Raw genomic sequence first — 25,937 nt, 5'->3', positions numbered from 1 at the left:
ATTGGCCAATGGATAAGTTATCTTAAAGCCACTGTTTTAAAAGTTGCAAAACTTGCTGAGTTTTTTCTGCATGAACATTGTGCCCTGCTCCTTCAATTGTTTCTATCACAGCATTGGGAAATTGACGCAATATTGCTTCATAATATTGTTGCATTACATAATTGGAATTGCTACCGCGCACGAAAAACGTTGGCTTATACCAAGGAGAAATAGGTTGCCAATCACGTAAATGACTATATTGACTCACAATCACATTAGCATTAAATAACCAATGTCCATTTTTAAAAGATTTGAGCAAAAATTGGATTGTTCCATCTGATAGTCCTTGACTTTGCATAAGGTCAATAATCTGTTTTTTATCGGTAAGATTTTCAGCAAGGCAAGTACTTAACGACTCTAAAACCTGCGCATTATCCGTAGTCGGGTATTTAACTGGCGCAATATCAAGGGCGACAATTTTTTTGATTTTTTCAGAAATAATTTGGGTTAGTCGCAACGCAACCTTGCCCCCCATTGAATGACCAATTAAGATGATTTGATCTAATTGCAAATGATGACAAAGCGCTGCAATATCTTCTGCCATAACATTTAAATTCATCTCATTTGACCATGGCGATTGGCCGTGATTACGCAAATCAACTTGAATGGTCTGATAATCAGATACAAAGTGCTTAGCTAACATATTTGAATTATCCAAACTGCCAAACACACCGTGTAAAAAAATTATTGGTTGTCCTTCACCTTGTAATTTATAGTGTAAATTCATTTTTACGTAATCCTTCATATCAAAACTTAACTATTATAAGCCTAATTTCATTAAGATGATTAATTAATTCAATAACAAAAATTGCAATAACTATGATAAAATCCCAGACTAATTTTTTCAAATAATGTTAAGGCATATGTTTCAAAATAACCCACTATTAGCCCAATTAAAACAAGAACTTCATCAACAAACACCGCGCGTTGAAGGTGTTGTAAGAGCCCACGAAAAAGGATTTGGGTTTTTAGATGTTGATAATAAAACAAGTTATTTTATTCCTGTTGCTAAAATGAAAACGGTGTGTCATGGCGATAAAGTATCAGGAACCATCATCGCCAATAATGATAAAGAGTCTTTTGATCCAGAAATATTAATAGAAAGTGCGTTACAAAAATTCATCGGAAAAATTGGTTTTCAAGATAACGCAATGATTATCCATGCTGAAAATATGCCAGAAAATCTTGTTATTCGCTGTAAAGTCAATAAACACGTTACCGAAAAAATCAAAGAAGGTGATTGGGTAACTGCAACACTGATTGCCCATCCACTACAAGAAGATAAAAACAGCTTTTTTGCCGAAGTTACCCATTTTATTGCTGAAGATAACTCTAAATACCTTCCTTGGTTAAAAACATTAGCCCGCTATAATTTAGATGATAAAGCGCCAACAGCTAACACATTGGCAATAACAGAAAATGAGCTAACCGATCGTCAAGATTTAACCTATATCGATTTTTTTACTATCGATAGTGAAGATACTGAAGATATGGATGATGCCATATCGATTGAAAAAGATGCACACGGTAATTATTTACTCAAAGTAGCTATTGCCGACCCTACCGCTTATGTAAGCGAAAATAGTGAACTTGATGATATCGCTAAACAAAGAAGCTTTACAACGTACTTGCCTGATTTCAATATCCCAATGCTGCCAAAAGAGCTTGCTGATGAGCTTTGCTCACTAAAAGCCAATCAAAAAAGGCCAGCTATGGTATGTGAAGTAAAAATCGATGCTAATGGTAATATTGATGACAATGCAATTGCATTTATTCCTGCATTTATCGAATCGAAAGCAAAACTTTGTTACCATAATGTTTCTGATTTTTTAGAAAACGGCAGTTTACTATCATCTGATAATTTAACGATACCGGAGCAACTTAATTGGTTAGCTAGTCTAGCAACACTAAGAACAGCGTGGCGACAAAGTCATGCTTTGGTATTTAAAGATATAACCGACTATCGTTTTATACTCGATGAGAACCGACAAGTAAAATCAATTATTAAAGAAACACGCGGTATTGCTAACCAAATCGTTGAAGAAGTGATGATAATAGCCAATCAAGCTTTAACCATGCACTTAACTGACAAAATTGGTTTTGGTATTTTTAACGTCCATGCGGGTTTTGACCCTAAATTTATGGAGCAAATTTTAAAGATCTTAAATGAACATGGCTTAACGCAATTTGATAAAGATGCTTTATTATCGTTTGAGGGGTATATCCAGCTGCGCCGTATCATCAATAACGATACCTTTTTAGCCTCGCGCCTGCGAAAATTTCAAAGTCCTGCCGATTTTTCCCTTGAGCCAAGACCACATTTTGGACTCGGATTTAACGCTTATGCAACATGGACTTCGCCAATTCGAAAATATGGCGATATGATAAACCATCGTTTAATTAAAGCTTACCTACGCCAGCTTCCATTAACGTCACCTAACATAGAGCTACTTAAAATAATGAGTGAAAAGCGTAAAACATTACGCCTCGCCGAGCGTGATATGGCTGAAAATCTTTATGCACAATATTTATCGGATAAAATTAGCCATTGTTTTACCGCTGAAATTATTGATATTAATCGCGGCGGTGCTCGGGTACGCTTAACGGATATTGGCGCTTTTGCATTTTTACCGCTGTCAATGATTCATCCTGTACGTGAGCAAATTTGCTCCCTTCCGGAAGAAGGCGTTATCAAAATTAAAGACGAAATTTGCTATAAACTAACCGATACTATTTCGGTTGTTATCCATCAAGTTAAAAAAGAAAATCAATCGATTATAGTGAAATTAGCGGATAGTCACTAATGCACATTTTTTTATCATGATAAGCGGTATTAATTTCTCATTTTTCCCCTGAAATCAATCAGGGGAATACTGACTAATAATTAATGATATTTTAACGCTTAACCTCTTTTTTTTCTTGATAATATCTGATATCTTTCTTCACTCATTAAAATAATTATTATAATTAAATAGGCAAGATGCAGAGGGTACTATGTTATCAATTCATGGGCATGAAGTCTTACATATGATGGCTGGCAATAGCTATACAGAATCATCTCTAAAGGAAGCTATCGAAAAACAGTTTGGAAAACATGCTAAATTTCACACTTGCTCTCAAACTGATATGGATTCAACACAACTTATCTGCTTTTTAAAATTAAAAGGTAAATTTAAACCCGTTACTGATGTTGAATTTACGGTCAATGAAACAAAGATTTGTCATCATTAAGTTTCAAAATATGTTTACGTGTTTTGAGACTGTTATAAATTTAAATTAATCGTATAGTGTATTTAATAGAATATGAGTATATAATTTCGGGCAAAGACTAATAGCCAGCCCTCAAATTACAACTCTAAAATATATTCATGGAATTTAATATGAAAATTAGTAACATTTTAATCTGCGCAATTGTTCCTATTCTTGTCGCCAGTTGTGTACATAGATCGGCTGCACCGGTGAAAAAAATAGAACAGCCGATTGAAACAGATGAGTTAACATTAATCAAACAACAAACCGAATTAAACAATCCATATGTTGTTAATGCAAAAACACAATTACAGCAACTTATTGGCACAAAAAACTTCGATAATTACATTAAAAAAACCGGCATATTAAGTTGCCAAAATGATGAAAATCAATCATCTTGCGTGCTGAATTTTTACCTGACTGAATATTACAAATTAAAATATAATCAACAGATTAAGAAAGTTCTTGAAGAAAACCTGACCGAACATAAAATTGAATTGAGCAAAATAAAAGCAACACCTGCTAATATAAAAAATTATTGTAACCTCTCAGCAGATTTTCTTGCTGCTGTTTATACCAATGACAATCAGAAAGTTTCTAACTACTTCCAACCTTTATTCAAAATGTCAGAAGAAGATATGTCATCATTACATGCTAAAATCATCAAAGATAATTATTCACACTTCTTAATTGATGAAAATCCAAGTATTTTGCAAGAAATGAAAAGTGAGTTTCTTGAAAAATGTTTAGACGATCCAAAAGACAACATTATTAATTATATAAATATTTTTAGATAATCCTAACGCGAGTTTTTTATGCACAATTTATTACCAATTAGTCAGTTTAGTAAAACATTCACTGGCAAGATGCTTTGCGTAGTGTCGGCTTCTTGTATCAGTTTTTCTTCATGGGCTTTTTCGTTTAATGATGTGGTGACGCAAGCTGAAAATTTATCAAAACAAGCTTATGTACAACCAACTAAAAATATTCCAAACGAACTATCATCGTTACAATTCGCTGATTATCAGAAAATTCAATTTAATCACCAAAAAGCTTACTGGAGTGATCGAAAAAGCCGTTTTAAACTTGAGTTTTATCATGAAGGTATGTATTTTGATACGCCTGTAAAAATCAATGAAATTGTTAATAACCAAGTTAACGAGATTAAATTTGATCCAAGTTACTTCGATTTAAGCAAAATTAATCTCGATAAGTTAGACACAAAACATCTTGGTTTTGCTGGATTTAAAGTCCATTATCCAATTAATAATCCGACTAAAACAGATGACGAAATTTTCACTGCACTGGGTGGTAGTTATTTTAGAGCGGTAGGTAAAGATCAACGTTATGGACTTTCAGCAAGAGGGTTAGCCATCGATACGGGTGAAATGTCTGGTGAAGAGTTTCCTCGATTCAAAGAGTTTTGGATTGAAAGGCCGCTGCCTAATCAAAAACATTTAGTGATTTATGCACTTCTTGACTCTCCACGTGTAGCTGGTGCATATAAACTTACTTTGGTACCGAGTGTCGATACAACAATTACCGTTGAAGCTAAAGTATTCTTCCGAGATGGCGTGAAAAAACTCGGTGTCGCACCATTAACCAGCATGTATTTATATGGACCAAATCAACCTTCCCCATTACTTAATTATCGTCCTGCAATGCATGATTCAAATGGATTATCAATTTTGTCAAATAATAACGAATGGATTTGGCGACCACTCAATAATCCAAAACGTTTATCTTTCTCATCATATAGTTTAGATAATCCTAAAGGATTTGGGTTAATTCAGCGAGATAAAGGTTTTGATGATTATCAAGATCTTGATGATCACTATGAACAACGTCCGAGTGTTTGGACAGAAATTTTGGACGACTGGCACAAAGGACGAGTTGAATTAGTTGAAATCCCGACCGCAGACGAAACCAACGATAATATTGTCTCTTATTGGGTGCCAGAAAAACAATACAAAGCTGGTGACAGTCTTAGTTTTAAATATCGCCTACATTATACATTGGATGAACAACAACGTTATCCAGATAATATAGCAAGAGCAATTAGCACGCGATTATCACTCGGTGATATTAAACAGGCTAACTTAATTCGTAAGCTTGATGGGTCTAATGCATATGTTATTGATTTTGCAGGACCTCAACTATCAGAACAAGTTCCGGTGAAAGTCATATCAAGCATCAATAATGGTTCTATTGTCAGTAGTGATGTCCAGTACAATCCGGTTATTAAAGGTTGGCGAGTGCTGGTTCGATTTAATGTTGAAGATAATAAAAAACCAACGGATATCCGCATCCAATTAGCATCAGAAAAAACGAATGAAGTTTTATCTGAAACATGGAGCGGTCAATATCCTGGACAATAAAATTATAATAATAAGCCAATAATATGAAAAACAATTACTTTTCAACTCTTTCTGGTGCAGCTAACTGGCACCAGAATTTAAAAAACAATGATATTCCTTCAGATGATAGTGAGTTTTTAAAATATCGCCTAAACCAAATTGGTGATACCTCAACTTATATCGATGAAAGAAAGCAGCAACCAAGTTACCCGGAAGTTGAACGGGTCTCGATTCAACCACAAATATGGAATAAGCGTTATCACGCCAAAATGAAGTCCGGCTTGAATATCTTAGCTCTTATACGACGATTAATCATGCTTGCGCTTATTGTGGTTCAAACCTATTTTGGTACCAGCTATCTATCAACACTATTACCCTATCAAAGCTGGCAAAAAATTAATTTTATGGCCAACTGGGCAATCAATCCTGAATTGGCAATATATAGTATCATTCCTTATATTATACAATGGTTTATTATCGCTCTGTTTGCAATTTTATTTGCCTGGATCTCAATTGGATTTTGGACCAGTATTATGGGGCTTATTTTAGCTATTATGGGGAAAGATCGTTATACCATTGAAATCCCAAAAGATGCTGCAGCACATATTGATGCCAAACATCGCACAGCCCTTGTTATGCCAATTTGTAATGAAGATGTCGCACGTGTGTTTGCTGGGTTACAAGCAACTTATCAATCATTGGTGGAGACCGGAAACGCAGCTTGCTGTGATTTCTATATTTTAAGTGATACCAATGATCCTGATCTTTATGTCAATGAACTAAAAGCTTGGGCTGATTTTAATGCCCAAAAACAGAATAATGGTTGTAATGTTTTTTACCGCCATCGTAAGCGTCGTGTTAAGCGCAAAAGTGGCAATATTGATGATTTTTGCCGACGTTGGGGACATTTATATGAATATATGCTAATTCTTGATGCTGATAGCATTATGACAGGTGATTGCATACTGAATATGATTGCAATGATGGAGATGACGCCTAAAGCAGGTATTTTACAATCTCCGCCTAAATCAGTCAGAATGAAAACCCTTTACGGACGAATTCAGCAATTTGCTAATCAAATTTATAGTGATATTTTCTGTTCAGGAACCCACTTTTGGCAACTCAGTGAAGCCCAATACTGGGGACATAATGCGATGATTCGCTTAAAGCCATTTATTGAGCACTGTATTTTATCGCCACTACAAAAACGCAAAGGACCAATACATATTTTATCGCATGATCTTGTTGAAGCAACCTTAATGCGCCGTGCCGGTTATGGTGTTTGGATTGCTTATAATATGAATGGTAGCTATGAAGAGTTACCTGGAAATATGATTGAAGATCTTAAACGAGATAATCGCTGGTGTATGGGAAATTTAATCAATTTACGCTTAATTTTTAAAAGTGGTATTACGCTAACCCACCGTGTTATGTTTTTAACCAGTGGTATGGCATATATCTCATCTTTGTTATGGTTAATATTTTTGATCTTCTCAACATTACTGCTATTAGTTTTTAATTTGTCAGATCAGCAATATTTTTTCCAGCCAAATCAATTTTATCCTACCTGGCCCAAATGGGATGAAAATTTAGCAATCCAACTATTATCTACCACTATGGTATTATTATTTGCGCCAAAATTTTTCAGTTACGGCATTATTATTGCTAAAACAGGCGCTAAAGAGGTAGGTGGAATCTTTAAATTGACACTATCTATATTTATTGAAATGATATGGTCAATGATTTTAGCGCCGATACGGATGATCTTTCACAGTAAATTTGTAATAAAAGCCTGGTTAGGGAGTAAAGTACAATGGAAATCACCTTCCAGAAACGATGATACCTTAACTTGGGGGGAATCGTTCTATTTTTGTTGGCCACTTTCATTATTAGGCATAGTTTGGTTATGTATTATTATCTGGTTAAATCCGCAATTTACATTATGGTATATCGCCATACTTATCCCGTTAACCATTTCACCACTGGTCATTAGGGTATCGGGCTTATCAAGTATTGGTATCAAAGCGCAAAAAGCAGGTTTGTTTTTAACCCCTGAAGAAACGCACCCAGCAAGAGCGGTAACACTTACAGGTGAGTATTTGGTTAAAACTGAAGCAAATATTGTTGAACATGGTTTTATAATGGCATTAGTTGATCCTTTGTATAATGCATTAGCTTGTGCATTATCCACATCGCGCCATTTATCTAATGTAAAAAATCAGCAAAAACGTAGTGAACTGATTGAACAATTTGAACAGGTTGATTTAGCAAAAATCAATAAAGAACAACAATTAGCAATTTTAGAAGACCCAATTATTCTTTCTGCACTTCATCGTCATATTTGGCAACAGCAAGAAAAATACGACAATTTATTCACTTTGTGGCAAAATGAACGCCAGTAATAAAAAATAGGGCATTAGCCCTATTTTCTTTTTTTAGTAACTAATCAAAATCCATGGATATTTTTTTATGACTTGGCAACCTTCCTCATCTATCAATAATTTACTTAAGCGCGCGAAAATTATTTCACAAGTACGACAATTTTTTGCTGATCGCTGTATATTAGAAGTCGAAACGCCGACATTGAGCCAATATGCTGTTACAGATGTACATTTAAGTTCATTTTCTACAACATTTTTTAAACCAGGTGAATTTGACGAACAACTTGGACGAAAGATGTCTTTAATCACCAGCCCTGAATATCATATGAAACGTCTACTTGCCGCTGGTAGTGGTCCAATTTTTCAAATATGCAAATGCTTTCGTAATCATGAAGAAGTTGGTCGTTTTCATAATCCAGAGTTTACCATGCTCGAATGGTATCGTATACAGTATGATATGATGCAAATGATTAATGAAGTCGACGACCTATTACAAACTATTTTAGACTGTGAACCGGCTGAACGAGTCTCGTACCAAAAGGCGTTTCAACGTCATTTAAATATTGATCCACTAGAAGCCGATCACGCGACATTAGTAAAAGCCATTAACCAACTTGATATTGGTATTAATGTTGATGATTATGACAAAGATGGGCTATTACAATGCTTATTCACTTTTGGTGTAGAACCTCATATTGGACTTGAAAAACCGATTGCGGTGTATCACTTTCCCGCATCCCAAGCCGCATTAGCTGCAATTAGTAGTGAAGATCATCGTGTAGCTGGCCGTTTCGAGTTTTATTATAAAGGGGTTGAGCTTGCCAATGGTTTTAAAGAGTTAACTAATTCACAAGAGCAAAAACAACGTTTTGAGCAAAATAATTTAGATCGCTCTAAACAAAATCTACCTCAACAAAATATCGATATTGAATTACTTGCCGCCATGGAGTCAGGTTTACCGGATTGTGCAGGTGTTGCTATAGGCTTAGATCGTTTAATCATGTTAGCCCTCAATTCAACGACCTTAGATGACGTTATATCGTTCACTTTTGATAGGGCTTAAACCATGCTCGGAACTTTAGGTTTAACTCAATGGGTTGCTATCATCATGACTGTGATAGCATTGATATTATTAATTGTAGTGATTAAATCTAAACTCACTATAAATAATATAAATCAATTATTTGAATTGCAACTGTCGCAAAAAAATCATGAAAGTCAATCTTTGACTGAAAAGTTACAACAATTAGAAAATGAACTCAATCAATATCGTCTACAATATGTGACACAAAATGCAACTATTACTGAGCTAAAAACCCGTTTGGAAGAAACGAAAAGCTCAGCTTATGAAAAGCAATCAATACTTGAGCAAAGTGAGCAGCGACTAACAACTCAGTTTGAGAATTTAGCTAATCGAATTTTTGAGCAAAGTGGTAAAAGAATAGAACAACAAAATAAGCAAAGCCTTGATTATTTACTTTCTCCGCTAAAAGAGCAATTAGAAGGATTTAAAAAGCAGGTACAAGATAGCTTTGGTCAAGAGGCAAAAGAACGCCATACCTTGACGCATGAAATCCGTAATTTGCAACAACTTAATGAGCAGATGACAAAAGAGGCCAACAACCTAACTAACGCTTTGAAAGGTAATAATAAAACCCAAGGTAATTGGGGCGAATTTATTTTAAGTCAAATACTTGATAATTCAGGGCTAAGAGAAGGTTATGAATATGATACACAAGTTAATTTGACCAATGAAAACAATCTGCGATTGCAACCAGATGTTATCGTTCACTTACCACAAGGTGGAGATGTGGTCATTGACTCGAAAGTAACACTCGTTGCTTATGAACGTTATTTCAATAGCGATGATGATACGATTAAAAGTAAATCAATGGCTGAACATTTAGCCGCTGTACGTAATCACCTAAAACAACTAAGCCAAAAAGATTACCATAAACTTAATGGAATTAATTCGTTAGATTATATTTTAATGTTTATTCCTGTTGAGCCAGCGTTTTTATCGGCCATTGATCATGATCCTGCGTTGATTAACGATGCTTTAAAAAATAATATTATGATAGTCAGTCCAACCACATTATTAGTTGCTTTACGTACGATTCATAACTTATGGCGCTATGAATACCAAAACCGCAATGCTGAATTAATTGCCGACAAAGCAAGTAAATTATATGATAAAGTTCGTGGTTTTATTGAAGATATGGAAAACTTAGGAAATTGCCTTGATAAAGCTCAGCAAACTTATCAAAATTCGTTAAATAAACTATCCAAAGGACGTGGTAATATAATTGGACAAATTGAACGTTTTCGTGAAATGGGCATCGAAGTTAAAAAACCGATCAATCCTGATCTAGCTTTAATATCGAAAGATGAAGTAGATAGTGAAAACGAAGATTAACTGTTATTGTCAAATAATCTTAAATTGTAAATACCATGAGTTATTATGTTATTAAATTTTCAGAGGAAACACATATTTCAGCATAAAAATAACCTTATTTATCCTTATTGAAATTATGTGTACACTCATTTACGCAAAAAAGGAAGCGCATATGGCAAAAAAACCAGTGACAGAACCAAGTTTTGAACAAACACTTAAGCAACTTGAAGCGATTGTTTCACAACTGGAAAATGGTGATTTACCATTAGATGAAGCATTAAATGAGTTTGAAAAAGGGGTTAAATTAGCCCGAACGGGGCAAAAACAATTACAACAAGCAGAGCAACGTATTCAGATATTATTAGCTGAAAATAGTGATGCGCAGTTGTCTGAATTCTCAATTAATCATGATGAATAATCTTAATGTATTACAAGAACGGATTAATTCGTTTTTAGCAGCCTACATTTCGCAGTTTCCTTGTTCCGAATTACAACAAGCAATGCGTTATAGCTTGTTAGCAGGGGGTAAGCGAATTAGGCCTATTCTAGTTTATTTAACAGGACAGATGTTTAGTTGTTCACTCGCTAAGCTTGATGATGCGGCGGCAGCCATTGAAGCAATACATACCTATTCGTTAATCCATGACGATTTACCCGCTATGGATAATGATGATTTACGTCGAGGCAAACCAACTTGTCACATAAAATTTGGGCAAGCGCAGGCAATATTAGCCGGCGATGCCTTACAAACGTTAGCATTCACTATACTCTCTGAAAGCCAACACATTAATGACCAAACTAAAATTTCAATGATTGCTGAATTAGCCAAAGCTAGCGGATTAAATGGCATGTGCATTGGACAGTCACTGGATTTACAAGCTGAACATCAAACGGTAACACTTGAGCATTTACAACAAATACACAATTATAAAACTGGTGCACTAATCAAAGCAGCCGTCCGACTTGGTGCGTTGGCATGTGGAGAAGACAGTAAACCTTACTATGCCATGTTAGACAGTTATGCTCAAGCAATTGGGTTAGCGTTTCAAATTCAGGATGATATTTTAGATATAATCGGTGAACAAGCAATTATGGGCAAACCTCAAGGTTCAGATATCGCGCAAGAAAAGAGCACGTATCCCGCTTTAATTGGACTACAATCAGCAATAAAAATGACCCAAACGTTGTATGACCAAGCTATCGATAGTCTTAACCAAATACCTTATGATAGCCAACCATTACAAAAACTGGCTGATTTTATTATTAATCGTAAAAGTTAAACAATAGCTCAATGATGACAATGAATTTGGATAATTATCCGTTACTAAAAACCATCAACTCGCCAGAAGATTTAAGACGATATCCTTTGTCTCAATTACCCGAAATTTGTCGCGAGTTAAGACAATTTTTACTTGATAGCGTTAGCAAATCGAGCGGTCATCTTGCATCCGGATTAGGTGTTATTGAGTTAACTGTTGCATTACATTATGTATATTATACGCCCTTTGATAAGGTTATATGGGATGTTGGGCATCAAGCTTATCCACATAAAATTTTAACTGGTCGCCGTGATAAGATGCTCACGATTCGACAAAAAGATGGATTACATCCATTTCCTCATCGTGAGGAGAGTCTATATGACGTATTAACAACCGGTCACTCATCTACATCGATTAGTGTTGCGCTTGGAATAGCTATTAGCGAGCAAAAAAAACAATCAGGGCAAAAAGTTGCCGCAGTTATTGGTGATGGAGCATTAACTGCAGGCATGGCGTTTGAAGCCATGAACCATGCCGGGCATATTAAGCCAGATATGTTAGTGATTGTTAATGATAATGACATGTCAATTTCTGAAAATACAGGTGCGCTTAATCAACATCTAACCCAAATTTTATCAAGTAAAGCTTATGCCTCTTTTCGTGAAAGTGGTAAGCGAGTACTTGCCAATATTCCACCACTTAAAGAGTTATTTAAAAAAACGGAAGAACATTTAAAAGGATTAGTCACGCCAGCTATTTTATTTGAAGAACTTGGCTTTAATTATATAGGCCCCGTTGATGGGCATGATGTTGAAAATTTAGTTCTCACATTGCAAAAAGTGCGTCAACTAAAAGGACCACAACTACTTCATATTATTACCAAAAAAGGCAAAGGATATGCGCCAGCTGAACAAGATCCAACATTATGGCATGGCGTCCCTAAATTTAACCCAGTTGACGGCACTTTGCCTAAAACCAACAACGTTGCCCCAACTTATTCACAAGTCTTTGGTGATTGGTTATGTGAAATGGCAAAGCATGATAAACAGCTAGTTGCAATAACGCCAGCTATGGGTGAAGGATCAGGCATGACAAAATTTGCTGATCAATACCCTGATCAGTTTTTTGATGTTGCCATTGCAGAACAACATGCTGTCACGCTGGCAACAGGATTTGCAATTAGCGGTTTTAAACCTGTAGTTGCCATATACTCAACATTCTTACAACGCGCTTATGATCAAGTTATTCATGATGTTGCCATTCAAAATTTACCCGTACTATTTGCTATTGATCGAGCTGGGATTGTTGGCGCTGATGGTGAAACACATCAAGGTGCATTTGATCTAAGCTTTTTACGCTGTATACCCAATTTTGTTATTATGACACCAAGCGATGAAAACGAATGTCGGCAAATGCTCTATACCGGTTATTTACATCATGGCCCTGCTGCTGTGCGTTATCCTCGTGGTGAAGGTATTGGTGCTTTATTAAAACCGTTACAAACAATACCGTTAGGTCAGTCAAAATTGTGCCGTGAAGGGCAAAACATAGCTTTACTCAATTTTGGCACATTACTGCCTGAAGTTTTACAGGCAGCCAACCAAATTAATGCTACAGTCATAGATATGCGCTTTGTAAAGCCATTGGATGAAAAAGTCCTTTTGCACATTAGCCAAACACATAATATACTGGTCACCGTTGAAGAAAACAGTATCAAAGGCGGAGCTGGTAGTGGCGTCTGTGAATTTTTATTATCGAAAAAAATAAAATGTGATATTTTAAATATTGGGTTACCTGATAAGTTTATTGCGCAAGGATCACAAACTGAGGTTCGCAATGAACTGGGTTTAAACTGTGAACATATTATCAAAAAAATTAATAATTTTATAAAACAATAGGTTAAATATGGAAACTAAAGCTGTCACTATTCAAATTTTTGGACGTACTTTAAAATTTAATTGTCCGGTTGATGAAGTTGACGCACTCGCTAATGCCGCAAAAGACTTAGATGCGCGCTTAAATAATTTACGTGAAAAGTCATCACAAATAAGTAGTGAACAACTCATTATGACCGCAGCACTGAATATTTCTTACGAACTAACAAAAGAAAAAGAAAAAAGTAATGAATTCAGTGATAGATTAAAAATGTTACAACAATTACTTGATTCAGCTTTAAATGGCAACAATTAATGGTTTTAATTGTAAATTTAATCAAAACGATCTTGTATCATTTGTTAATTTTAGTAATATTATACCCATCTCTGAGATGTTCGCGATATGGGTTAGTCCCCTGAGCCGATATTCTTTACTTTAGAACGGTGTGATTTTCAATTGGTGTGTATGCCTTATTGATAAGGAAACCTAAAAATTGGAACATGCTGTTCACCTTGAACCTTGGGTTCAAGGGTTACGACCCTAACGACATCTTGGAGTGCCTTTCATTGTTTTGACTTTGTAGTGGTAATTGATGAACATTAGACAGATTATCCGTCAAAAAAGACGGCAATTATCCCACCATGAACGCCAAGTTGCCCAGCAAAATATTTATCATAAAATTACCCATCATGCCGATGTTAATTCAGCTCAAAATATAGCGATATTTCTACCATTTGATGGAGAAATCGATACGCTACCAATAATCGAATACCTCTGGCAACAAAATAAATCTGTTTATTTACCCATTATTCATCCATTTGTGAAAACACATTTATTGTTTTTACACTACACCCCAAATACGCCTTTATTAAAAAATCGGTTTGGTATTTTACAACCGGCTTTAAACGTTTCAACTGTCATACCGTATCAAAAACTTGATATTATCTTTACGCCATTGGTTGCATTTGATGAACGAGGATACCGAATGGGAATGGGCGGTGGCTATTATGATAGGCTACTTGAAAACTATCCAATATACAATATTAAACCTATTGGACTCGCTTTTGCTTGTCAAAAAGTCGAAAAAATCAATAATCAACCTTGGGATGTTCGATTGCCAGAAATTATTTATGCTTAACTGATAACCAAGCCCAAAGGATAAATACGAATCATTCGCATTATTACCCAAAAAAACATCAATTTATTTTATTTATCTATGATAAAAACCAAATTTAGCTATATAATAATTTAGCGTTAACTTTTTATCATGCACTACCGCCCTATTCTTTTGTCTTTTGAGCCAATATTTAATTCCAAATGGAGATAAATATTCTTGAAAGCACGTTATAAATATTTAAAAAGGAGTATTGCAATGTCAGAAAATAAAGTATTAACCACCAACAACGGCGCACCAATTGCCGATAATCAAAATTCTCGCACTGCTGGTCCTCGAGGCCCTGTATTACTCGATGATTACCAACTTATCGAAAAACTAGCCCAATTCAATCGCGAAAATATTCCTGAGCGTCGAGTCCACGCCAAAGGATCGGGAGCACACGGTACTTTTACAGTAACAAATGATATAACAAAATATTCATTTGCCAGTATATTTGCTAATGTTGGAAAACAAACACCTGTTTTTGTGCGATTTTCAACCGTAGGCGGTGAACGTGGTTCTTCTGATACAGCCCGCGATCCACGTGGTTTTTCAGTAAAATTTTACACAGATCAGGGTAACTGGGATATTGTTGGCAACAATACACCAGTATTTTTTATTCGTGATGCAATTAAATTCCCGGATTTTATTCATACCCAAAAACGTGATCCCAAAACAAACCTAAAAGATCCGCAAATGATGTGGGATTTTTGGTCCTTATCACCAGAATCACTTCATCAAGTGACCATTTTATTTTCTGATAGAGGAATTCCTGATGGTTACCGCCATATGCATGGGTATGGTAGTCATACTTATAGCCTTATCAATAAAGATGGGGTAAGAACTTGGGTGAAGTGGCATTTCAGAACTGAACAAGGAATTAAAAATATTGATCCTAAAAAAGCCTCAGAAATGGACGGAACTAATCCTGATTCAGCTCAAGAAGATCTATTCAAGGCGATTGAAAATGGCGACTATCCAAAATGGCGGCTTTATATGCAAGTGATGACTGAAGAACAAGCCGATCAACATCCAGAAAACCCTTTTGATGTGACTAAAGTTTGGTCACAAAAACAGTATCCATTAATCGAAGTCGGTGTAATGGAACTGAATCGAAACCCTGAAAATTATTTTGCTGAAGTCGAACAAGCCGCTTTTGAACCAAGTAATATAGTACCAGGAATAGGTTTATCTCCGGATAAAATGTTACAAGGTCGAGTTTTTGCTTATGCCGATGCTCACCGTTATCGAATTGGTACGAATTATCAACAATTACCTATAAATGCACCAAAATGTCCGGTACATAATTATCAGCGTGATGGCGCAATGCGTTTTCACAGCCCAGATAATGCGCCGAACTATGAACCGAATAGCGTTGATAGTGCACCTAAAGAGCAACCACAATATGCCTACCCGCCTATGCATGTCCCGGCAGGCACAATGGATAAGCATGATCATCGTGTTGATGGTGATTATTATTCACAACCAAGAGCATTATTCAATTTAATGAAACCAGATCAAAAACAGTTATTAATTGATAATATTGTTGGGTCGATGAAAAATGTTGATCGCAATATACAAATTCGTCAATTAAAACATTTTTACAAAGTTCATCCCGATTATGGGCAAGGTGTCGCTAAAGGTCTCGGTATTGATGTTAATTTAATCAAAGATTAACTTCATAAACAAGAAAAGCCGACGTAATAACGTCGGCTTTTTTATTTTTCAGATAACATGAACATTATTGAATAATAAACGTTGTTACAAATATCTATAAAAAAATGAATTAACTTGATTAAAATTATTTAGCTTTATTTTTTTTAGTTAATTTTTTTAAGATAATCGACATTAATGGTCGATGGCATTTATATATCATATCAGGTGAAACCATAATCAATTCGGCAAGTGGTACTGTCCAATCGGGTTTGTCGGTATTGTCTAAATGTTTATCATCGATTGGAATCTCAATAGTATAACGCTGCGTATTGGCAAATAGCTGTTGTTTTTTAGCAATATCATTATCATCTTCATCACTCAGCATTTTACAATTATCAAGGACTTGCTGGGCGAAGATATCTGGCCAATTTTCTACGACATTTTTCATTTGCACATAATCAGAAATGTGTCTTAGCATGTCACGAAACAGTAGCAAATAGACCATTTGGACATTACGCCCCGATAAACTTGCTATCTGCTCGTCAGTTAGCGCTTTATTGATAACACTTGGACCCCATTTAAAAAACAGCGTATCTTTGTACATGTTTACAATCGGTTTTATTCGACGGTACTGTGTTTTAACTAGCTTATCAATTTCATGTGAAATTTGCAGAGTTGGGTAACCAACTCTGTTACGTCCATTAAGATCCCGCTCAGACAGCGATTTTTGCTGTTTTTTGGGCAAGAGTTTTTTTAACAATCCTAACATATTGTCATCCTTGTGATTGTTCTTTTTGCCGAACAATTTCGAACAGACAAACGCCAGTAGCGACCGATACATTTAGCGATGAGACAATTCCTGCCATCGGTATACTCACAAGTTCGTCACAATGTTCTTTCGTCAATCGACGCATGCCTTCTCCTTCTGCGCCCATGACTAAAGCAAGAGAGGTGGGTTTAGTAAAAAAATTGGTTTGATAAAGTGTTTTATCTGCTTCACCAGCAGTACCCACAATCCAAACTTGATATTCATCTTGCAACATACGCATTGTACGCGCTAAATTGGTCACCCTAACCACCGGCACACTTTCAGCCGCACCACAAGCAACTTTTTGTGCTGTAGAGTTTAGCGAAGCGGAGCGATCTTTAGGCACAATAATAAAATTAACGCCAGCAGCATCAGCCGTTCGTATACAGGCGCCTAAATTATGCGGATCAGTGACACCATCTAAAATCAATATAACAGGATTCAATTCTTGTTCCATCAACAATGGAATATCGTTTTCTTGATAACTTCGACAAGGTTTTACCATAGCTAAAATACCTTGATGGACACCGTTCTTAGATTTTTCATCAAGCCATTGACGGTTAGTTATTTTCACCGGTAAAGCTAACTGTTCAAGCTGATGAACCAGTGAAATAAGGCGTTTATCTTCTCGACCTTTGATAATAAATACTTCAATAATTCTTTCCGGCGCACGGGTAAGCAGTGCTTCAATGGCATGAATGCCATAAACTGTTTCACTCATCTATTTGCTACTCTTTTTTCGTTTATTACTGGTTTTTGACTTTGCTCGTTTACTGTTTTTATTTTTAGGTTTACTTTCAATTTTACTTTGAGATTTTTCACTATTTTTACTGGTGGATTTTGTACTTTTGCGCTTAACAGGTCGATCAATTTTTGGCTTTTTCTGTTCTTGTTTCGATTTAGTCTTCGCTGTTTTACCTTGACGCATTGGTTTATTATTGCTGCCTACCAATGAAAAATCAATTTTACGCTCTTCTGGATTGACATTATCGACTTTAACTTGAACTTTATCGCCCAGACGATAACTGTAACGAGTATTTTCACCAATTAAACGATTACGTGATGGATCAAAAATATAATAATCGTTTTCTAGCGAGGATACATGAACCAAACCATCAATAAACAGATCATCTAAACGAACAAAAAAGCCAAAATTAACCACACTTGAAATCGTGCCATTAAATACTTCACCAACATGATCTTGCATATAATCGCATTTAAGCCAATCAACAACATCGCGTACTGCTTCATCAGCTCGCCGTTCAGTCATGGAGCAATGTTCGCCAAAATAGAGCATTTCATTCATAGTATATCGGTGCCCACCAGTTTTACTGGTTTTATCATGCTCATTGGCTAAAATCCATTTAATCGTGCGGTGCAATAATAAATCAGGATAGCGACGAATTGGCGAAGTAAAATGCGCATATTCATCTAATGCTAAGCCAAAATGACCTCGATTTTCGGGATCATAGATAGCCTGCTTCATGGAACGAAGTATCACCGTTTGTAGCATTTCATGATCAGGACGTTCTTCAATTGCTAACATCAATTGGGCAATATCTTTAGATTTAGGATTGGTTCCGCCACCCAGTGATACGCCTAATTCGCTTAAAATACTTCGCAAATTATTCATGCGATCTTCATCGGGTTTATCATGGACACGAAACAGTGAAGGCACGTTTGCCTTAATAACCAATTTGGCCGCTGCTACATTAGCTAAAATCATGCACTCTTCAATAATTTTATGGGCAACATTGCGCTGCACGAGCTCAATACTTTCAATACGTTTATCGGCATTAAAAATAAATTTTGGCTCTTCTGACTCAAAACCTATCGCACCACGTAAGACTCTTGAATTATCGAGCACATTATATAACCCGTAAAGATTTTCCAGATGAGGGACTAAATCATGATAATGTTCTTGTAACTCGCGATCACCTTCTAAAATTTTAGCCACTTTAGTATAGGTTAGCCGAGCATGCGAATTCATCACCGCTTCATAAAATTGATAACTTGTTAATCGACCTTTGTTCGATACCGTCATTTCACAAACTAAACATAACCGATCAACTTGTGGATTAAGTGAGCAAAGTCCGTTAGATAACGCTTCAGGTAACATTGGCACAACACGTGACGGAAAATAAACCGAGGTACCACGTAAACACGCTTCTTTATCAAGTGGTTTACCGGGACGAACATAGTAACTAACATCTGCAATGGCGACCCATAATCGATAGCCTCCACCTCGATTTTTTTGACAATACACCGCATCGTCAAAATCACGAGCATCTTCACCATCGATAGTCACTAAAGGAAGCTCTCGTAAGTCTTTTCGACCTTTTTTCGCACTTTCAGGAACGTGATCGCTAAATTTGCTCACTTCTTTTTCGACAGGTTTTGGTAATTCATAAGGAATTTCATGATTACGTAGTGCGATGTCGATAGCCAGATTGGTCCCCATGATTTCACCAAGAACCTCTTTAATAATACCGACTGCTTTTTGGCGGCGTTCAGGGCGTTTTTGCAACTCAACCACCACCACTGCGCCCATACGCACAGTGAGATTAGGTTTGCCTGCAATTAAAATATCGAAGTTTAAACGGCTATCATCCGGTACTACAAACCCAACACCTTGTTCAATAAAATAACGTCCGACAATTTGGTTACTACGAGGTTCTAAAATACGAACAACACGCGCTTCTGTTTTTCCACGATATTGATTACCCATAGGTTGAGCTAAAATAACATCACCTTGCAGTACCTTTTTCATCTGATCCGGCGATAAAAAATAATCCTCAGGCTGACCTTCTACACGCAAAAAACCAAACCCATCACGATGCGCAATGACACTGCCTTTAACCATCGCAAATTTTTCTGGCAAGGCGTAGCATTTACGGCGCGTAAAGACAACTTGTCCATCACGCTCCATTGCGCGCAAACGACGATGTAACGCGACTTTTTGCTCTTCGTTTTTAATTGCAACAGCCTGCGCAATTTTCTCTAAACTTGCGGGTTTGGCTTCTTTAGTTAAATAATCTAAAATAAGTTCGCGGCTCGCTATGGGAGATTCATATTTTTCTGCTTCTCGATCAAAGAAGGGATCTTTTATCATAAGGGATATCCGGTGATCTAATATTGCTGTTAGCATAACATAGAGTGGTATAACTTAAAATGAACATTATTGATCAGGCAAGAATAATCTTTACCTACCTCACTGAATAAAAATAGAAGTGTTTCTATTGATTTTATTTGATTTTTTTAAAGTTATTACTATGATTTTTTTAGTATGTTTTTTTATTTTGCCTACATTAAAAATATGGCGCTGTTATTAGCGCCATCATTGTATAGTGTCATTTATTGGTTAAGCTTTTCTCGTTCAATTGCCCGATAACCAATATCTTTACGATAAAAACAACCATGCCAATAAATATCTTTAATTTGTTCATAAGCGCGCTTCTGCGCTTCAAGCACAGTATTACCTAAAGCTGTTACGCAAAGCACTCGACCACCATTGGTATAAACTCGTCCTTTTTCTAAACTGGTGCCAGCGTGAAATATTTTACAATCTTGAGTTGATTCTGTCGGTAAACCAAGAATGACATCTTGGGTATTATATTCACCAGGATAACCACCGGCGGCTAATACTACCCCCAATGCTGGTCTTGGATCCCATTTCGATTTGACGGTATCTAATTTACCCTCGACAGCTGCAAGGCAAAGTTCCACTAAATCAGATTGCAGTCGCATCATAATAGGTTGCGTTTCAGGATCACCAAATCGACAATTAAATTCAATGACTTTAGGGTTGCCTTCTTTGTCAATCATTAACCCAGCATATAAAAAGCCAACATAAACATTACCTTCCTCAGCCATACCATTGATTGTCGGGTAAATAATTTGATCCATCACTCGGCTGAAAACTTCATCAGTAACAACAGGGGCGGGCGAATAAGCGCCCATACCACCAGTATTTAAACCAACATCACCATCCCCAACACGTTTATGATCTTGGCTCGTTGCCATAGGTTCAACATTTTTACCATCAACCATGACAATAAAGCTGGCCTCTTCACCTTCTAAAAACTCTTCAATGACAACTCGGTGCCCGGCATCACCAAAGGCATTTCCCGCTAGCATATCGCGCACCGCATCTTCAGCTTCTTTTATTGTCATTGCAACAATCACCCCTTTACCTGCCGCAAGTCCATCGGCTTTAATAACAATTGGCGCGCCTTTTTGACGAATATATTCAATGGCCGGAGTAACTTCGGTAAAATTTTGATACTCTGCAGTAGGTATATGATGTCTGGCTAGAAAATCTTTAGTAAATGCTTTAGATCCTTCTAATTGTGCGGCAGATTTTGTCGGACCAAAAATTTTTAAACCTGCTTTTTGAAAGCTATCTACCACACCTATCACTAATGGGGCTTCAGGTCCGACAATGGTTAAATCGATGTGTTCTTGCTGTGCAAAATTTAACAATCCCCCAACGTCCGTTGCTTTAATGTTAATATTTTCTAAATTCGGTTCAAGCGCAGTGCCTGCATTGCCGGGTGCAACAAAGACTTTTGAAACTAATGGTGATTGTGCTACTTTCCAAGCTAGAGCATGTTCACGCCCACCATTACCAATGACTAAAACTTTCATAAAAGATCCTTTAAAAACTTTAAGCTAAAAAGCGAGGTGAAATTTGAGTTTTTGCAAACTGAGTTTAGCACGCTCTTTTCTCGTGACATTGTATTGTCTTGTTATTCAATTATTAGTGTCTAAAATGACGCATATGGGTAAAAATCATTGCAATATTATGTTCATCTGCTGCCTGTATGACTTCGTCGTCACGAATCGATCCACCCGGCTGAATCACACAGGTGACGCCCACCGCTGCGGCTGCATCAACGCCATCTCGAAATGGGAAAAAAGCATCAGAGGCAACAACGGAACCTGCAACTTGTAAGTTTTCATCTTGCGCTTTAATTCCTGCAATTTTTGCTGAGTATACTCGACTCATTTGCCCCGCACCAATACCAATTGTCATATTATCCTTGGCATAAACAATTGCATTTGATTTAACAAATTTAGCCACTTTCCAACAAAATAGTGCATCTGAAAGTTCTTTAGCTGTTGGTTTTCGTTTAGTTACTACAGTCAATTGAGTTTCATCAACTGTGCCTAAATCACGCTCTTGCACCAAAAGTCCACCGTTTACTCGTTTAAAATCTAAGCTGGCTTTCGATGATGTTGATAATTTTCCGGATTCTAATACACGCACATTTTTCTTAGTTTGTGTAATCGCTAACGCCTCTTGCGTCACTGATGGCGCAATAATGACTTCAACAAATTGTTTATCAACAATAGTTTGTGCTGTTTTAGCATCTAACGTTCGATTAAAAGCGATAATGCCACCAAATGCCGACGTCGGATCAGTTTTAAATGCATTTAAATACGCGGTTAAAATATTATCACTCACCGCAACACCGCAAGGATTAGCGTGTTTTACAATCACACAAGCTGGTTCAGCAAATGATTTTACACATTCAAGTGCTGCATCTGTATCTGCAATATTGTTATACGAAAGTGCTTTACCTTGTAGTTGTTTAGCGGTTGCAATTGAAGACTCTTGGATATCTTCTTCAATGTAAAAAGCCGCTTTTTGATGAGCATTTTCGCCATAACGCATGTCTTGTTTCTTAATAAATTGCAGATTGAGTGTTCGAGAAAATTCACCAGAAGGTTTATCGGTTTCACCATAATAAGGTGGCACCAGTCTTCCAAAATAATTAGCAATCATGCCATCATATTTAGCGGTATGTTCAAAAGCTTTAATCGCCAAATTAAACCGGTATTCGAAAGTCAGTGAATTTTGCTGTTTATCGAGCATATTAATAATTGTCGCATAATCACCACAATCAACAACAATAGCCACATCTTTGTGATTTTTAGCAGCAGATCGCACCATAGTTGGTCCACCAATATCAATATTTTCAACCGCATCTTGCAAGGTACAATCGGCTTTAGCCACGGTTTGAGCAAAAGGATATAAGTTAACCACAACCATATCGATAGGTTCGATGTGATGATTTTGCATTATTTGATCATCTATGCCACGTCGACCTAAAATTCCGCCATGAATTTTTGGGTGTAACGTTTTAACTCGTCCATCCATCATTTCAGGAAAACCCGTATAGTCAGATACTTCCGTTACCGGTATTTGATTTTCGATTAGCAATTTAGCGGTACCACCAGTGGAAAGGAGTTCTATTTTTCTAGCTGATAATGATTTGGCAAATTCAATGATTCCGGTTTTGTCAGAAACACTTAATAAAGCGCGACGGATAGGACGATACTGCTGCATGAAAGGCTCCGAAGTTGATATTCTACATCCAAGTCAGTGAAGTGGTTATTATATATAAAACAAGGGTAGATGTTTAGTATTAAGTTTCTAAAAAGCCATCAAAAATTTTTAACCATAATATTTGAACTTGATCACATAACTGAGATTTTCCTGTCAATTGCGGCTTTGCTCACTTTATTTTTTTTATTTTTAGTAATAATGTTATGCGTAACTGTTATGCATAACATTATTATGGAAAGGGAGAAAAATATGCAATCTTTATTCGATTTAAAAGGCAAACGCGCTTTAATTACTGGTTCGGCTCAAGGTATTGGCAATTTATTAGCTAAAGGGTTGGGACAATATGGTGCCAGTATCATCATCAATGATATTACCGATGAAAGAGCAAAAAATGCTGCAACACAATTAGTCCAACAAGGTATTGATGCAGTCGGTATTGGTTTTGATGTGACGAACTCAAGTTCAGTTAAACAAGCAATTGATGATATTGAACAAAACATCGGACCAATCGATATCTTAATCAATAATGCGGGTATTCAACGGCGTCATCCATTTACAGAATTTCCTGAAGCGGATTGGGACGCCATTATTAATGTTAATCAAAAAGCGGTGTTTTTAGTATCACAGCAAGTTGCCAAACACATGATTGCTCGCAAGCAAGGCAAAATTATTCATATTTGTTCAATGCAAAGCGAATTAGGGCGCGACACAATTACGCCTTATGCGGCATCGAAAGGTGCGGTAAAAATGCTGGTTAAAGGTATGTGTGTTGAGCTTGCTCGTTACAACATTCAAGTTAATGGTATTGGTCCGGGCTACTTTGATACCGAAATGTGTAAAGCATTAGTTGAAAATGCAGAATTCACTAAATGGCTATGTCAACGAACACCTGCTGCCCGCTGGGGAAAACCAGAAGAACTTATTGGTTCAGCGGTATTTTTATCGTCAGCAGCATCGAACTTTGTCAATGGACATATTCTTTATGTGGATGGCGGAATGTTATCTGCGGTGTGATGTTTTTTACGGTGAGATCGTTATCAAATCACTTTTTTATCAATTTAATGCGTGTATTTGGTTTCGATATCTCCTTACCGACTGAACAATTTTCTTTATTATTAAATCACGAGAACTAATATGAATATCACTAATAAACTAGCCCCCTCTCGTTGGTGGCGATTGATGCCTATTATTTTTATTACCTATAGTTTAGCTTACTTAGATCGAGCCAATTATGGTTTTGCCGCAGCCGCCGGTATTAATAATGATCTTGGTATTACTAAAAGTACCTCATCACTAATTGGTGCCCTCTTTTTTTTAGGTTATTTTTTCTTTCAAGTCCCTGGATCAATTTACGCAGTTAAACGTAGTGTACGAAAATTGATTTTTATTTGCCTAATTTTATGGGGAGGTTGTGCTGCATTAACCGGTATGGTTACTAATATTGCATCTTTAATGATCATCCGATTTGTTTTAGGTATTGTTGAAGCTGCCGTTATGCCTTCTATGTTAATCTACATTAGTACTTGGTTTACTAAAGCTGAGCGTTCAAAAGCCAATACGTTTTTAATATTAGGTAATCCGGTTACTGTGCTTTGGATGTCAATTGTATCAGCTCACTTAATCGATCTTTATGGTTGGCGTGAAATGTTTATTATTGAAGGACTTCCTGCCGTCCTTTGGGCGCTAATTTGGTGGATAGTCGTCCGAGATAAACCTTCACAAGTAAACTGGTTAACCGATCAAGAAAAAGCAGATTTTAAAGCGGTGATGGACAAAGAACAACAAAATATTAAACCTATGCGCAATTATGGCGAGGCTTTACGTTCTGGAAATGTCATTAAGCTTTGTGCTGTACACGCGCTATGGAGCATTGGTGTTTACGGTTTTATGATGTGGATGCCATCAATTATTAAATCTGCCGGTAATGTCGATATTGTCTCTGTTGGTTGGCTTTCAGCCATTCCATATCTTGTTGCAATTACAATGATGTTAATTGTCTCTTATTATTCAGATAAATTGCAAAACCGAAAACTTTTTGTTTGGCCTTTATTATTAATTGCAACGATCGCTTTTTTTACCGCTTATATATTAGGAAGTGATCAATTTTGGATCTGCTTTATATTATTATCAATTGCTGCTGGGTGTATGTACGCACCTTATGGTCCTTTTTTTGCATTAATCCCTGAATTATTACCAAGTAATGTGTCAGGGGTTTCTATAGGTTTAATTAACAGTTTCGGCGCACTTGGTGCATTTATTGGCGCTTGGCTTGTTGGCGTGATAAACGCAGCAACTGGCAGTGCTGGAGCCTCATATGTTTTTATGGGAGCTGCATTGATTTTATCAGTAATATTAATGGCGAGTGTGAAAGCCCCTAAACAGTAGTTATCCATTAAAAAATAGGAAGATA

Annotated in this window: 21 protein-coding genes and 1 other RNA gene; 16 read left to right on the top strand and 6 right to left on the bottom strand. The window is 36.5% G+C overall.

The features are described from left to right. Positions 1 to 22: 22 nt before the first annotated feature. A complete protein-coding gene (locus tag J3U56_RS01745; RefSeq protein ID WP_267343534.1) occupies positions 23 to 766 on the bottom strand; it encodes an alpha/beta fold hydrolase in 744 nt (247 codons plus the stop codon). A 136-nt stretch (positions 767 to 902) separates the two neighbouring features. On the opposite strand from J3U56_RS01745, the gene J3U56_RS01740 reads away from it, so the two are divergent. The 14 genes from J3U56_RS01740 to J3U56_RS01675 all read left to right on the top strand — a co-directional run bounded on the left by J3U56_RS01740 (position 903) and on the right by J3U56_RS01675 (position 16,388). Next, positions 903 to 2,843 (top strand): exoribonuclease II, encoded by a 1,941-nt coding sequence (locus tag J3U56_RS01740; protein WP_267366454.1) that lies wholly within the window; start codon positions 903 to 905, stop codon positions 2,841 to 2,843. A 190-nt stretch (positions 2,844 to 3,033) separates the two neighbouring features. Beyond that, a complete protein-coding gene (locus tag J3U56_RS01735; RefSeq protein WP_267333363.1) occupies positions 3,034 to 3,270 on the top strand; it encodes a YecH family metal-binding protein in 237 nt (78 codons plus the stop codon). 149 nt (positions 3,271 to 3,419) lie between these two features. Continuing rightward, on the top strand, positions 3,420 to 4,085 hold the full coding sequence (locus J3U56_RS01730; RefSeq protein ID WP_267366452.1) for a hypothetical protein: 666 nt from the start codon (positions 3,420 to 3,422) through the stop codon (positions 4,083 to 4,085). 69 nt (positions 4,086 to 4,154) lie between these two features. After that, positions 4,155 to 5,666 (top strand): glucan biosynthesis protein G, encoded by a 1,512-nt coding sequence (locus J3U56_RS01725; protein WP_416380247.1) that lies wholly within the window; start codon positions 4,155 to 4,157, stop codon positions 5,664 to 5,666. A 23-nt stretch (positions 5,667 to 5,689) separates the two neighbouring features. After that, positions 5,690 to 8,047 (top strand): glucans biosynthesis glucosyltransferase MdoH, encoded by a 2,358-nt coding sequence (mdoH, locus tag J3U56_RS01720; RefSeq protein ID WP_267366448.1) that lies wholly within the window; start codon positions 5,690 to 5,692, stop codon positions 8,045 to 8,047. A gap of 67 nt (positions 8,048 to 8,114) precedes the next feature. Next, positions 8,115 to 9,089, top strand: coding sequence for an elongation factor P--(R)-beta-lysine ligase (gene epmA / locus J3U56_RS01715; protein ID WP_267366446.1), 975 nt, complete (start codon positions 8,115 to 8,117; stop codon positions 9,087 to 9,089). A 45-nt stretch (positions 9,090 to 9,134) separates the two neighbouring features. Further along, positions 9,135 to 10,442 carry a DNA recombination protein RmuC gene (gene rmuC, locus J3U56_RS01710; RefSeq protein ID WP_416379640.1) on the top strand — a complete coding sequence of 436 codons (1,308 nt, stop codon included), beginning with the start codon at positions 9,135 to 9,137 and terminating at the stop codon, positions 10,440 to 10,442. A gap of 151 nt (positions 10,443 to 10,593) precedes the next feature. Further along, positions 10,594 to 10,839 carry an exodeoxyribonuclease VII small subunit gene (xseB, locus tag J3U56_RS01705; protein ID WP_267333357.1) on the top strand — a complete coding sequence of 82 codons (246 nt, stop codon included), beginning with the start codon at positions 10,594 to 10,596 and terminating at the stop codon, positions 10,837 to 10,839. After that, entirely contained in the window at positions 10,829 to 11,701 is an 873-nt protein-coding gene (ispA, locus tag J3U56_RS01700) for a (2E,6E)-farnesyl diphosphate synthase (protein WP_267333356.1), read from the top strand. Before xseB ends, ispA begins: the two co-directional genes overlap by 11 nt. Positions 11,702 to 11,715: 14 nt before the next feature. Continuing rightward, entirely contained in the window at positions 11,716 to 13,578 is a 1,863-nt protein-coding gene (dxs, locus tag J3U56_RS01695) for a 1-deoxy-D-xylulose-5-phosphate synthase (protein ID WP_416379631.1), read from the top strand. A 7-nt stretch (positions 13,579 to 13,585) separates the two neighbouring features. Further along, positions 13,586 to 13,870, top strand: coding sequence for a cell division protein ZapA (gene zapA / locus J3U56_RS01690; protein ID WP_267333354.1), 285 nt, complete (start codon positions 13,586 to 13,588; stop codon positions 13,868 to 13,870). Between the two features lie 65 nt (positions 13,871 to 13,935). After that, a non-coding RNA gene (gene ssrS / locus J3U56_RS01685) (6S RNA) lies at positions 13,936 to 14,116 on the top strand. Between the two features lie 31 nt (positions 14,117 to 14,147). Further along, on the top strand, positions 14,148 to 14,693 hold the full coding sequence (locus J3U56_RS01680) for a 5-formyltetrahydrofolate cyclo-ligase (protein WP_267343541.1): 546 nt from the start codon (positions 14,148 to 14,150) through the stop codon (positions 14,691 to 14,693). Positions 14,694 to 14,927: 234 nt separating this feature from the next. Then, positions 14,928 to 16,388, top strand: coding sequence for a catalase (locus tag J3U56_RS01675; RefSeq protein ID WP_267333352.1), 1,461 nt, complete (start codon positions 14,928 to 14,930; stop codon positions 16,386 to 16,388). Between the two features lie 124 nt (positions 16,389 to 16,512). On the opposite strand, the gene J3U56_RS01670 is transcribed toward J3U56_RS01675, so the two are convergent. From J3U56_RS01670 to purH, 5 genes are all read right to left on the bottom strand, one after another. Continuing rightward, positions 16,513 to 17,136 (bottom strand): hypothetical protein, encoded by a 624-nt coding sequence (locus J3U56_RS01670; RefSeq protein ID WP_267366444.1) that lies wholly within the window; start codon positions 17,134 to 17,136, stop codon positions 16,513 to 16,515. Between the two features lie 4 nt (positions 17,137 to 17,140). Further along, positions 17,141 to 17,896: a 23S rRNA (guanosine(2251)-2'-O)-methyltransferase RlmB gene (gene rlmB, locus J3U56_RS01665; RefSeq protein WP_267366442.1), complete on the bottom strand. Its 756-nt coding sequence runs from the start codon at positions 17,894 to 17,896 to the stop codon at positions 17,141 to 17,143. Next, positions 17,897 to 20,287, bottom strand: a complete 2,391-nt coding sequence (gene rnr / locus J3U56_RS01660) for a ribonuclease R (protein ID WP_267343543.1) — start codon at positions 20,285 to 20,287, stop codon at positions 17,897 to 17,899. Positions 20,288 to 20,529: 242 nt separating this feature from the next. Continuing rightward, entirely contained in the window at positions 20,530 to 21,822 is a 1,293-nt protein-coding gene (gene purD, locus J3U56_RS01655; protein WP_267366440.1) for a phosphoribosylamine--glycine ligase, read from the bottom strand. A gap of 112 nt (positions 21,823 to 21,934) precedes the next feature. After that, a complete protein-coding gene (gene purH, locus J3U56_RS01650; RefSeq protein ID WP_267343544.1) occupies positions 21,935 to 23,527 on the bottom strand; it encodes a bifunctional phosphoribosylaminoimidazolecarboxamide formyltransferase/IMP cyclohydrolase in 1,593 nt (530 codons plus the stop codon). Between the two features lie 249 nt (positions 23,528 to 23,776). Here purH and idnO point away from each other — a divergent pair, with 249 nt between their 5' ends. Together idnO and J3U56_RS01640 are read left to right on the top strand one after the other, a co-directional pair. Then, on the top strand, positions 23,777 to 24,541 hold the full coding sequence (idnO, locus tag J3U56_RS01645) for a gluconate 5-dehydrogenase (protein ID WP_267333346.1): 765 nt from the start codon (positions 23,777 to 23,779) through the stop codon (positions 24,539 to 24,541). Between the two features lie 120 nt (positions 24,542 to 24,661). Further along, positions 24,662 to 25,912 carry an MFS transporter gene (locus J3U56_RS01640; protein ID WP_267366438.1) on the top strand — a complete coding sequence of 417 codons (1,251 nt, stop codon included), beginning with the start codon at positions 24,662 to 24,664 and terminating at the stop codon, positions 25,910 to 25,912. The last annotated feature ends 25 nt before the right edge of the window (positions 25,913 to 25,937 follow it).

Source organism: Gilliamella sp. B2824, assembly GCF_026536245.1.
In the GTDB taxonomy this organism is placed as follows: Bacteria; Pseudomonadota; Gammaproteobacteria; order Enterobacterales; family Orbaceae; genus Gilliamella.
This window is presented reverse-complemented; position numbering and strand designations above follow the sequence as displayed.